The following is an 11,269-nucleotide window of genomic DNA, read 5'->3' as shown; positions in this document are numbered from 1 at the left end:
GCGGGCGGCGCGCCCGCCGCCCCGGGGGCGCCCCCCACCGCGGCGGCGGCGGTCCCGCCCCCCGGCGCGAGCGGGAACGACCACGCCACCTCGCGCGGCCGGCTGTGCCGCGCCCGACGTCCGCCGGGTGCGTGCGGCGGCGGGGCCGCCCCGAGCCGCGGCGCGGGCGCGGGGAGCGCCGCGAGGATCCGGGCGCGGGCCGGCAGCTCGACGCCGCGCCACAGCAGGAACGCGAGGCCCGCCGAGACCACCAGCACGATCCCGATCGCGGCGGGCCCGCGCACGGGCGTCGCCACGACGACCTTGATGACCAGCTCGTGCAGCAGGTAGAACGAGAACGACAGCGCCCCGCCCAGCTTCACCGCCGGGTGCAGCGCCCAGCGGTTGTCCCCGTCGATGTCGCCCCACGCGCAGCCCGCGGCGAGCGGCGCGAAGATCGCGGCCAGCACCGCGGTGAGCACCGTGGGGTGCACGTCGACGGCGGCGGCGCCGAGCACGCACGCGGCGAGCACGGCGAGCAGCGCCCAGGCCGGGACCCGGGGCCGCCAGCCCTCGCGCACCGCCAGCGCCGTGACCATGCCGAGCAGGAACTCCGGGAGCCGGGCCGGCGGCAGGTGGAACAGCAGCGGGATGAGCGACGGCCAGACCAGCGCGACGGCGACCGGCGCGGCGAGCGAGGCCCCGGCGACGAGGACCCGCGTGCGCGGCTGCATCCGGCGCAGCGCCCACAGCAGCGCCGGGAAGGCGGCGTAGAACGCGATCTCGCAGGACAGCGACCAGGCGACGCCGTTCACGGCGAACACCACCTGGCCGTCCGGCGACCACGCCTGCACGAGGAACATCCCCGACAGCACGGTGACCGGGTCGACCGTGGTACTCACCACGAGCACCGTCACCGCGAGCCCGATCGCGAACGCCGTGAGGTGGTTCGGCAGGATCCGCGCGAGCCGGCGGGTGTAGAACGCCCCGAGGGTCGTGCCGGGCTGCGCGGTCCAGGTGAGCACGAAGCCGGAGAGCACGAAGAACAGCCCGACGCCGGTGTAGAACGCGCTGGAGCCCCGGATGACCTGCAGGTTCCAGGAGTTCACGTGGTAGAGCATCACGAGCAGCGCGCCGGCCGCCCGCAGGCCGTTGAGGCTCCAGAGGACGGGGAGGCGGTCGCCGCCGTGCGCGGTACCCATGTCGCCCTCCCGGGGTGGCAGTCGTCGGCCGGGGCTGGTCGCGGCTGCGCGGGAGCCCCGCGTCAGGCCTCTAGTTGAAGTGCAAATTAGGACAAAGGGTGCAGAACGTGTCAAGAGGGGTGCCGCCGTCAGGGTGAGTGTGTCGGTGGTCGCTCGTAGAGTGGTGACTGCACCCCGGGTCCTGCGGATCCGGGGTTCTCGTGCTGACCGCGCCCTGCCGCCGGCACCCCCGGAAGGAACCCATGAACGTCGCCGGACTGCTGCCCGTCCTCCTCACCGACCCCGCCGTCGCGCGCGCCGTCTCCCTCGTCCCGTCCCGCGGCGAGGTCGACGTCGTCGGGCCCGCCGGCATCCGCCCGCCGCTGCTGGCCGCCCTCGCGGGCGCCCGCGCCGAGGCCGCCCCCGGCGCCGCGCGCCCCGGCCGCCCCCTCGTCGTCGTCACCGCCACCGGCCGCGACGCCGACGAGGCCGCCGCCGCGCTGCGCTGCTACCTGCCCGACGACGACGTCGCGGTCCTGCCGTCCTGGGAGACGCTGCCGCACGAGCGCCTGTCGCCCCGCAGCGACACCGTCGCGCGCCGGCTCGCCGTGTTCCGCCGCCTGGCGCACCCCGACCCGGAGCCCGGCCACACCGGCCCGATCCGCGTCCTCGTCATGCCGGTGCGCGCGCTGCTGCAGCCGGTCGTCGCCGGGCTGGGCGAGCTCGTGCCGGTGTCGCTGAACGTCGGGGAGCGGGCCGACCTGTCCGAGGTCGCCGAGCGCCTGGTGGCCGCCGCGTACAGCCGGGTCGACATGGTCGAGCGCCGCGGGGAGTTCGCCGTGCGCGGCGGCATCCTCGACGTGTTCCCGCCGACCGAGGACCACCCGCTGCGCATCGAGTTCTGGGGCGAGGACGTCGAGGAGATCCGCTGGTTCTCCGTCGCCGACCAGCGCAGCCTCGAGGTCGCGGGCCACGGCCTGTGGGCGCCGCCGTGCCGGGAGATCCTGCTGACCGACGAGGTGCGCGAGCGCGCCGCGTCCCTGGTGGAGCGGCTGCCCGGGGCGGTCGACATGCTCGACAAGCTCGCGCAGGGCATCGCCGTCGAGGGCATGGAGTCGCTGGCCCCGGCGCTCGTCGGCGAGATGGTCCCCGTGCTCGACCTGGTGCCGGACGACGCACTGCTCGTGCTGGCCGACCCCGAGCGGGTCCGTCGTCGCGCGCACGACCTCGTCGCCACCACCGAGGAGTTCCTGCAGGCCGCGTGGACGTCCGCCGCGGCCGGCGCCGCGACCCCGCTCGACCTGTCCGCCGCCTCGTTCGCGTCGTTCGCCGAGGTGCGGGCGCTCGCCGCCGTGCGCGGCCTGGGCTGGTGGACGCTGAGCCCCTTCACGCTCGACGCGGACGCCGCCGAGGGCACCGCCGACCCGGACGCGCTCCGCAGCGCCGACGACGGCGTGGAGACCGTCGTGGTCGCCGCCCGGGACGTCGAGCGGTACCGCGGCGAGGTCGACCGCGCCGTGGCCGACGTCCGCCGGCTGCAGCAGGACGGCTGGCGGCTGCTGCTCGCGACCGAGGGCCACGGCCCCGCGCAGCGCATGGCCGAGCAGCTGCGCGCCGCCGACGTGCCCGCCCGGCTGGTCCCGGCGCTCGAGGGCGACCTCGAGGGCGGCGTCGTCCTCGTCATGCCCGCGCAGGTCGGCCCGGGCTTCGTGTCCGAGGACCTGCGGCTCGCGGTGTTCTCCGAGTCCGACCTCACGGGGCGACCCGGCTCGTCCACCCGCGACATGCGCAAGATGCCGAGCCGCCGCCGCAACGTCGTCGACCCGCTGCAGCTGCGGCCCGGCGACTTCGTCGTGCACGAGCAGCACGGCGTCGGCCGGTTCGTCGAGCTGGTGTCCCGCACGATCGGCACCGGCGCGGCCGCGGCCACCCGCGAGTACATGGTGGTCGAGTACGCGTCGTCGAAGCGCGGCCAGCCGGGCGACCGGCTGTTCGTGCCGACCGACCAGCTCGACCAGGTGACCAAGTACGTCGGGGGCGAGGCGCCGAGCCTCAACAAGATGGGCGGCTCCGACTGGGCCAAGACCAAGGGCCGCGCCCGCAAGGCGGTCAAGGAGATCGCCGGCGAGCTCATCCGGCTGTACTCGGCGCGCCAGGCGACGGCCGGGCACGCGTTCAGCCCGGACACCCCGTGGCAGCGCGAGCTCGAGGACGCGTTCGCGTACGTCGAGACCCCGGACCAGCTCGCCACCATCGACGAGGTCAAGGCCGACATGGAGAAGTCGGTCCCCATGGACCGGCTCATCTGCGGCGACGTCGGCTACGGCAAGACCGAGATCGCGGTGCGCGCGGCGTTCAAGGCGGTGCAGGACGGCAAGCAGGTCGCCGTGCTCGTGCCGACCACGCTGCTCGTGCAGCAGCACCTCGACACGTTCGCCGAGCGGTACGCCGGGTTCCCGGTCACCGTGAAGGCGCTGTCGCGGTTCCAGACCAAGGCGGAGTCGGAGGCGGTCGTCGACGGCCTGCGCGACGGCAGCATCGACGTCGTCATCGGCACGCACCGGCTCATCACCGGCGAGGTGCGGTTCAAGGACCTGGGCCTGGTCATCATCGACGAGGAGCAGCGGTTCGGCGTCGAGCACAAGGAGACGCTCAAGGCGCTGCGCACCAACGTCGACGTGCTCGCGATGTCGGCGACCCCGATCCCGCGCACGCTCGAGATGGCGGTGACCGGCATCCGCGAGATGTCGACCCTGGCGACCCCGCCGGAGGAGCGGCACCCGGTGCTGACCTTCGTCGGCGCCTGGGAGGAGAAGCAGATCTCCGCCGCCATCCGCCGGGAGCTGCTGCGCGAGGGCCAGGTGTTCTACGTGCACAACAAGGTCGAGTCGATCGAGCGCACCGCGGCCCGGCTCAACGAGCTGGTGCCGGAGGCCCGGATCGCGGTCGCCCACGGCAAGATGAACGAGCACCAGCTGGAGCAGGTGATCGTCGACTTCTGGGAGAAGCGGTTCGACGTCCTGGTGTGCACGACGATCGTCGAGACCGGCCTCGACATCTCCAACGCCAACACGCTGATCCTGGAGCGCGCCGACCGGCTCGGCCTGTCCCAGCTGCACCAGCTGCGCGGGCGCGTCGGCCGCGGGCGGGAGCGGGCGTACGCGTACTTCCTGTACCCGCCGGAGAAGCCGCTCACCGAGACCGCGCACGACCGGCTGCAGACGATCGCCGCGAACACCGACCTCGGGGCGGGCATGGCCGTCGCGATGAAGGACCTGGAGATCCGCGGCGCGGGCAACATGCTCGGCGGCGAGCAGTCCGGGCACATCGAGGGCGTCGGCTTCGACCTCTACATCCGGATGGTCGGCGAGGCCGTCGCGTCCTACCGCGGCGACCAGCCCGAGGAGCTGCCCGACGTCACGGTCGAGCTGCCCGTCGACGCGCACATCCCGCACGACTACATCGCGCACGAGCGGCTGCGCCTGGAGGCGTACCGCAAGCTCGCGGCGGCGGGGGACGAGGCGGCGCTCGAGGAGATCTCGGCGGAGCTGGTCGACCGGTACGGCCCGATCCCGGAGCCCGTGACCAACCTGTTCGCGGTCGCCCGGTTCCGGCTGCACGCGCGCACCGCCGGCCTCACCGACGTCACCGCGCAGGGCAAGTTCGTGCGGTTCGCGCCGGTCGACCTGCCCGAGTCGGCGCAGCTGCGGCTCAAGCGGCTGTACCCCGGCTCGGTGCTGAAGCCCGCGCTGCGCACCGTCCTGGTGCCGTTCCCGATGACCGCGCGGATCGGCGGCAAGCCGCTGCACGGCGAGGCGGTCATGTCCTGGGCGCGGCAGCTGATCGACGCGGTCGTGCTCGGCGACGTGTCCGCGGCGGCGGGGGTGGGCACGGCGGCGCGCTGAGCCGGCCGACGCTCCCGCCCGCCGCCTCGCGTCGGCAGCGCGTCCGGGCCGGTCCTGGCCCCGAGCCCAGGACCGGCCCCTACGATGGGCCCGGTCGGGCGACGGAGAGCGACGAGAGGCCAGGTGTGCGGTGACGCGGAAGACGGTCCGGCGGACGGTGTCCGCCGTCGGGGTGCTGGCGGTGGCGGGCGTGCTCGCGGCGTGCGGCGGCGGTCGCCCCGGCGCTGCGGCCGTGGTCGACGGCCGGTCGATCCCGACGTCCGAGGTCGAGACCGCGACCCAGGAGCTCGGCCCCGTGCTGCAGGGCGTCTCGGCGTCCGCGATCCTCGGCGTGCTCATCCAGGAGCCGACGGTCGCCGCCGCGGCGTCCGACGCGGGCGTCGCGGTGTCCGACGAGCAGGCCGCCGACGCGCTCGACCAGCAGGTCGAGGCCGCGGGCGCCCCGGCCCAGGACTTCTCGCCGGCCTCGGTCGCGGTCATGCGGTACCTGCTGGAGATCCAGGGGCTGCAGGGCGCGAGCGACGCCGACACGCTGCTCGCGTCGCTGCAGGAGGACCTCGGGGCCCTCGACTTCACCGTGAACCCCCGGTTCGGCACCGCGGACGACCTCGGCACCGTCGGCACGACCGCGTACCCGTGGATCGTGTCCGCCGACGGGGCCGCGCCGACCCCGGCCCCGTGACCGACGCCCGCGCCGAGGCCGCGGCGGACCCCACCGCCGTCGCGGACCCGCTGCGCCGGCTCGTCGCGGTGATGGACCGGCTGCGCTCCCCGGGCGGCTGCCCGTGGGACGCCGAGCAGACGCACGCCTCCCTGGTGCCGTACGTGCTCGAGGAGGCGTACGAGGTCGCGGAGGCCGTCGAGGGCGGGGACCGCGCGCACCTGCGCGAGGAGCTCGGGGACCTGCTGCTGCAGGTGGTGTTCCACGCCCGGATCGCCCAGGAGGACCCGGCCGGGCCGTTCGACGTCGACGACGTCGCGGCCGACCTGGTCGCCAAGCTCGTGCGGCGGCACCCGCACGTGTTCGGCACCGCCGAGGTCGCGGACGCCGACGGCGTGAACCGGCAGTGGGACGCGATCAAGCGCGAGGAGAAGCAGCGCGAGTCCGTGCTCGACGGCGTGCCGCTCGCGATGGGCGCGCTGGCCCGGGCGCAGAAGGTGGCGTCGCGCGCCGAGCGGTCCGGGCTCGCCGCGGTCGCGCCGGCACCGACCCCCGGCGGCCCCGGTACGTCCGGCGACCTCGGCGCGCGGCTGCTCGCCCTGGTGCAGGAGGCCCGCGCGGCCGGCCTCGACGCGGAGGGCGAGCTCCGCCGCGCGACGGCCGCGTGGGAGCGGGACCTGCGGGCGGCCGAGCAGGGCTGACGGGCCGGATCGGGCGCGCCGGGTCGAAGGTCCGGGACGCCGGCGGGCCCCGGGCACCAGGATGGGCGAGGCTGGCGGTGCACCCGCGGCCCGGTGCCCCACGCCCGGCGAGGGCGGGCGCACCGCGACACCGGACGAGGAGGGGTCGATGCGGATCGGCGTCCCGAAGGAGGCCCGGCCGGGCGAGCGGCTCGTGGCCGCCACGCCCGCCACCGTGGGCCGGCTGGCGAAGCTGGGCTACGAGGTGGTCGTCGAGCACGGCGCGGGCGAGGCCGCGAGCTTCCCCGACGTCGCGTACGCGGAGGCCGGCGCGGCCCTCGGCGACGCGGCCGAGGTCTGGGCGAGCGACGTGGTGACCACGGTGAACGCCCCGGCCGACGCGCAGGTCGCCGCCCTGACCCCCGGCGCCACGCTGGTGTCGATGCTCGCGCCCGCGGCGCACCCCGAGCGGGTCGCGGCGCTGGCCGCCCGCGGCGTCACGGCGCTGGCCCTCGACGCCGTGCCGCGCGTGTCCCGCGCCCAGGCGCTCGACGTGCTCAGCACGATGTCGAACGTCGCCGGCTACCGCGCGGTCATCGAGGCCGCCGAGGAGTTCGGCGGCATGTTCACCGGCCAGGTGACGGCCGCCGGCAAGACCCCGCCCGCCACCGTGTTCGTCATCGGCGCGGGCGTCGCCGGGCTCGCGGCCATCGGCGCGGCCGGCAGCCTCGGCGCGCAGGTCCGCGCCTACGACGTCCGGCCCGAGGTCGGCGAGCAGATCGAGTCGATGGGCGCGTCCTTCGTGCAGGCCGCCGCGGCCCAGCAGGAGGTGAGCGCCGACGGCTACGCCCGCGAGCTCACCGCCGAGCAGGAGCGGCTGACCGCCGAGATGTACGCCGCGGAGACGGCCCAGGCCGACATCGTCATCACCACGGCCCTGGTCCGCGGCACCGCGCCGCGCACGATCAGCGCGGAGATGGTCGCCGCGATGCGCCCCGGGTCCGTGATCGTCGACCTGGCCGCGTCGGGCGGCGGCAACTGCGAGCTCACCGTGCCGGGGGAGAAGGTCGTCACCGCGAACGGCGTGACGATCCTCGGCTACACGGACCTCACCAGCCGGATGGCGCGGCACACGTCGCAGCTGTTCGGCACCAACGTCGTCAACCTGCTCACGCTGCTCACCCCGGGCAAGGACGGGGCGCTGGTCCTCGACCTCGACGACCCGGTGCAGCGCGGCATGGCCGTCACGCGGGCGGGGGAGGTGCTGTGGCCGCCGCCGCCCGTGCAGGTCTCGGCGGCGCCGGCCGCGGAACCCGCCCCGGCCGTGACGCCGGTCGACCCCGCCGAGCAGGCCCGGCTCGCCCGGGAGGCCGCGCGCCGCCGCGGGCAGCGCCAGATGACCGGCCTGGCCCTCGGCGCCGTGCTGCTCGCGCTGGCGATCACGTTCTCGCCGGCCGCGTTCGCGGGGCACTTCACGGTGTTCGTGCTCGCGGTGTTCGTCGGCTACTACGTCATCTCGAACGTCAGCCACTCGCTGCACACGCCGCTGATGGCCCAGACCAACGCCATCTCCGGGATCATCCTGGTCGGCGCGCTGCTGCAGATCGGCAGCGACAGCTGGGTCGTCTCCGCGCTCGCGTTCGCCGCGGCGGCGGTCGCCGCCATCAACATCTTCGGTGGCTTCCTGGTGGCCTACCGGATGATCGGGATGTTCCGGAAGGAGGAGGCCTGAGATGCTCACCTCCGCAGCCCAGGGCGTGTACCTCGTCGCCGCCGTCCTGTTCGTCCTCAGCCTCGCCGGGCTGTCGAAGCAGGAGACCGCCCGCCGCGGCAACCTGCTCGGCATGGTCGGCATGGCCCTCGCGCTGGTCGCCACCGTCCTGCTCAGCGTCGACGTCTCCGAGCGCAGCCCGCTCGTCACCCTGCTGCTCATCGCGCTGGTGCTGATCATCGGCATCGCCGTCGGCACCTGGCGAGCCCGCTCCGTCGAGATGACGCAGATGCCCGAGATGATCGCGATGCTGCATTCGTTCGTCGGCGCCGCGGCCGTCCTGGTCGGTGTCAACTCCTACCTGACCGAGACGCACGCCGACGCGGTGCACCTCGTCGAGGTGTTCCTCGGCGTGCTCATCGGCGCCGTGACGTTCACCGGCTCGATCGTCGCCTACCTCAAGCTGTCGGCGAAGATGTCGTCCGCGCCGCTGACGCTGCCGGGCCGAAACTGGCTGAACCTCGGTGCCCTCGTGGCATCCGCCGGGGCGCTGGGCTGGTTCCTGACGTCGCCGTCGCTGGTGCCGCTGCTGCTCATGACCGTCGTCGCGCTCGCGCTCGGCTGGCACCTCGTGGCCGCGATCGGCGGCGGCGACATGCCGGTCGTCGTGTCGATGCTCAACTCGTACTCCGGGTGGGCCGCGGCCGCCGCGGGCTTCATGCTGGACAACGACCTGCTGATCGTCACCGGCGCCCTCGTCGGCTCCTCCGGCGCGATCCTGTCGTACATCATGTGCCGCGCGATGAACCGGTCGTTCGTCAGCGTGATCCTCGGCGGCTTCGGCACCGAGGGCGGGACCGTCGTCTCCTCGGGGTCGGCCGAGGTCGGGGACCATCGCGAGATCCAGGCCGCGGAGGTCGCCGAGCTGCTCAAGTCCGCGTCCAGCGTCGTCATCACCCCGGGCTACGGCATGGCGGTCGCCAAGGCGCAGTACCCGGTCGCCGACCTGGTGGCCCGGCTCCGCGCCGCGGGCGTCGAGGTCCGGTTCGGCGTGCACCCCGTCGCGGGCCGGCTGCCCGGGCACATGAACGTGCTGCTCGCCGAGGCCAAGGTGCCGTACGACATCGTCCTCGAGATGGACGAGATCAACGACGACCTGGCCTCGACCGACGTCGTGCTCGTCATCGGCGCCAACGACACCGTGAACCCCGCCGCCCTGGAGGACCCGGGCTCGCCGATCGCCGGCATGCCCGTCCTCGAGGTGTGGAAGGCGAAGCAGGTGGTCGTGTTCAAGCGGTCGATGGCCACCGGCTACGCGGGCGTGCAGAACCCGCTGTTCTTCCGGGAGAACACGGCGATGCTGTTCGGCGACGCGAAGGACCAGGTCGAGCGCATCGTCGCCGCGCTCTGACAGGCGTTCACCGTCCGGTTGCCGAAGGTCCCACCGACGCACCGGACGGCGCGCACTAGGCTGAGGTCGCAAACCGACCCGTTTGACGAAGGAGCACCATGGCCAGCATCGAGGCCGTCGGCGCCCGCGAGATCCTCGACTCGCGCGGCAACCCCACTGTCGAGGTCGAGGTCGCGCTCGACGACGGCACCATCGCCCGGGCCGGTGTGCCCTCGGGTGCCTCGACCGGGGCCTTCGAGGCCGTCGAGCGCCGTGACGGCGACAAGTCGCGCTACCTGGGCAAGGGCGTCGAGGACGCGGTCAACGCGGTCATCGACGAGATCGCCCCGGAGCTCATCGGCTTCGAGGCCACCGAGCAGCGCCTGGTCGACCAGGCCCTCATCGAGCTCGACGGCACCCCGAACAAGGGCAAGCTCGGCGCCAACGCGATCCTCGGCGTCTCGCTCGCCGTCGCGAAGGCCGCGGCCGACTCGGCCGACCTGCCGCTGTTCCGCTACGTCGGCGGCCCGAACGCCCACGTGCTGCCCGTCCCGATGATGAACATCCTCAACGGGGGGTCGCACGCCGACTCCAACGTCGACATCCAGGAGTTCATGGTCGCCCCGATCGGCGCGCCGACCTTCCGCGAGGCCCTGCGCACCGGCGCCGAGGTCTACCACTCCCTCAAGTCCGTGCTGAAGAGCAAGGGCCTGTCGACCGGTCTCGGCGACGAGGGCGGCTTCGCGCCGAACCTCGAGTCGAACCGCGCTGCGCTGGACCTGATCCTCGTCGCGATCGAGAAGGCCGGCTTCGTCCCGGGCAAGGACGTCGCGCTCGCGCTCGACGTCGCCGCGACCGAGTTCTTCAAGGACGGCGCGTACCAGTTCGAGGGCAAGGCCCTCGCGCCGGCCGAGATGATCGCGTTCTACGAGCAGCTCGTCGCGGACTACCCGCTGGTCTCCATCGAGGACCCGCTGTCCGAGGACGAGTGGGGCACCTGGTCCGAGCTCGTCACCAAGGTCGGCGACAAGGTGCAGATCGTCGGCGACGACCTGTTCGTCACCAACCCGGAGCGCCTGGCCAAGGGCATCGAGCTCAAGGCCGCCAACTCGCTGCTGGTCAAGCTGAACCAGATCGGCACCCTGACCGAGACGCTGGACGCCGTCACCCTGGCCCAGCGCAACGGCTTCACCACGATGACCTCGCACCGCTCCGGCGAGACCGAGGACGTCACGATCGCCGACCTGTCCGTCGCGACCAACGCCGGCCAGATCAAGACCGGTGCGCCGGCCCGTGGCGAGCGCATCAACAAGTACAACCAGCTGCTCCGCATCGAGGAGGAGCTGGACGACGCCGGCCGCTACGCCGGCCTGTCGGCCTTCCCCCGCTGGAAGGCCTGAGCCCCCAGGCTCTCGACCGGAGGCCGGCGACCCCGCACGGGGTCGCCGGCCTCCGGCGCGTCCGGGGGGGTGTGCCCGGCACCGCCCGCGGCTTGTGCGGATCGTGTGCGCGCGCGGACACGGCCGGGTCGCCTGCGGGGTCGCGGGCCCGGCGCGGGGCACAATCGGGACCATGCCCGCCCCTCGTCGTCCCGCCGCGCCCCGCACCGGCGCCGACGACGACGCGGCCCGCGGCGGCGACCGGCGCGGCTCGGCTCCGCGCACGCCCGCGCCGCGCACCCCGGCGCCTCCCGACCCCGCGCCCCGCACCGCGGGCGTGCCGCGCTAAGTCGGATCGGAGCCAAGGCGTTCTGTGGGCCAAG

At 74.3% G+C, this 11,269-nt stretch carries 7 protein-coding genes; 6 read left to right on the top strand and 1 reads right to left on the bottom strand.

Features of this window, described 5'->3' with window-relative positions:
* Positions 1-1,181 (bottom strand): acyltransferase (locus KVT14_RS19095; protein ID WP_217617112.1); only part of this gene is annotated, 1,181 nt, incomplete at its 3' end.
* A 242-nt stretch (positions 1,182-1,423) separates the two neighbouring features.
* Between KVT14_RS19095 and mfd the strand changes: the two genes are divergently transcribed.
* The 6 genes from mfd to eno all read left to right on the top strand — a co-directional run bounded on the left by mfd (position 1,424) and on the right by eno (position 10,907).
* The gene (gene mfd, locus KVT14_RS19090) at positions 1,424-5,065 is read left to right on the top strand and encodes a transcription-repair coupling factor (protein WP_217617111.1); all 3,642 of its coding nucleotides are present in this window, start codon (positions 1,424-1,426) and stop codon (positions 5,063-5,065) included.
* A gap of 130 nt (positions 5,066-5,195) precedes the next feature.
* Positions 5,196-5,747 carry a hypothetical protein gene (locus KVT14_RS19085; RefSeq protein ID WP_217617110.1) on the top strand — a complete coding sequence of 184 codons (552 nt, stop codon included), beginning with the start codon at positions 5,196-5,198 and terminating at the stop codon, positions 5,745-5,747.
* A complete protein-coding gene (locus KVT14_RS19080) occupies positions 5,744-6,427 on the top strand; it encodes a MazG family protein (protein WP_308161170.1) in 684 nt (227 codons plus the stop codon). Before KVT14_RS19085 ends, KVT14_RS19080 begins: the two co-directional genes overlap by 4 nt.
* Before the next feature lie 148 nt (positions 6,428-6,575).
* Entirely contained in the window at positions 6,576-8,138 is a 1,563-nt protein-coding gene (locus KVT14_RS19075) for a Re/Si-specific NAD(P)(+) transhydrogenase subunit alpha (RefSeq protein ID WP_217617109.1), read from the top strand.
* Between the two features lies 1 nt (position 8,139).
* Positions 8,140-9,528 (top strand): Re/Si-specific NAD(P)(+) transhydrogenase subunit beta, encoded by a 1,389-nt coding sequence (gene pntB / locus KVT14_RS19070; protein ID WP_217617108.1) that lies wholly within the window; start codon positions 8,140-8,142, stop codon positions 9,526-9,528.
* Between the two features lie 98 nt (positions 9,529-9,626).
* A complete protein-coding gene (gene eno, locus KVT14_RS19065; protein ID WP_147795774.1) occupies positions 9,627-10,907 on the top strand; it encodes a phosphopyruvate hydratase in 1,281 nt (426 codons plus the stop codon).
* The last annotated feature ends 362 nt before the right edge of the window (positions 10,908-11,269 follow it).

Source organism: Cellulomonas sp. GbtcB1 (genome assembly GCF_019091725.1).
In the GTDB taxonomy this organism is placed as follows: Bacteria; Actinomycetota; Actinomycetes; order Actinomycetales; family Cellulomonadaceae; genus Cellulomonas.
This window is presented reverse-complemented; position numbering and strand designations above follow the sequence as displayed.

Coding starts and splice junctions, on each gene's coding strand:
- KVT14_RS19075 (WP_217617109.1), top strand. CDS start 6,576: ATGCGGATCGGCGTCCCGAAGGAGGCCCGGCCGGGCGAGCGGCTCGTG.
- mfd (WP_217617111.1), top strand. CDS start 1,424: ATGAACGTCGCCGGACTGCTGCCCGTCCTCCTCACCGACCCCGCCGTC.
- pntB (WP_217617108.1), top strand. CDS start 8,140: ATGCTCACCTCCGCAGCCCAGGGCGTGTACCTCGTCGCCGCCGTCCTG.
- eno (WP_147795774.1), top strand. CDS start 9,627: ATGGCCAGCATCGAGGCCGTCGGCGCCCGCGAGATCCTCGACTCGCGC.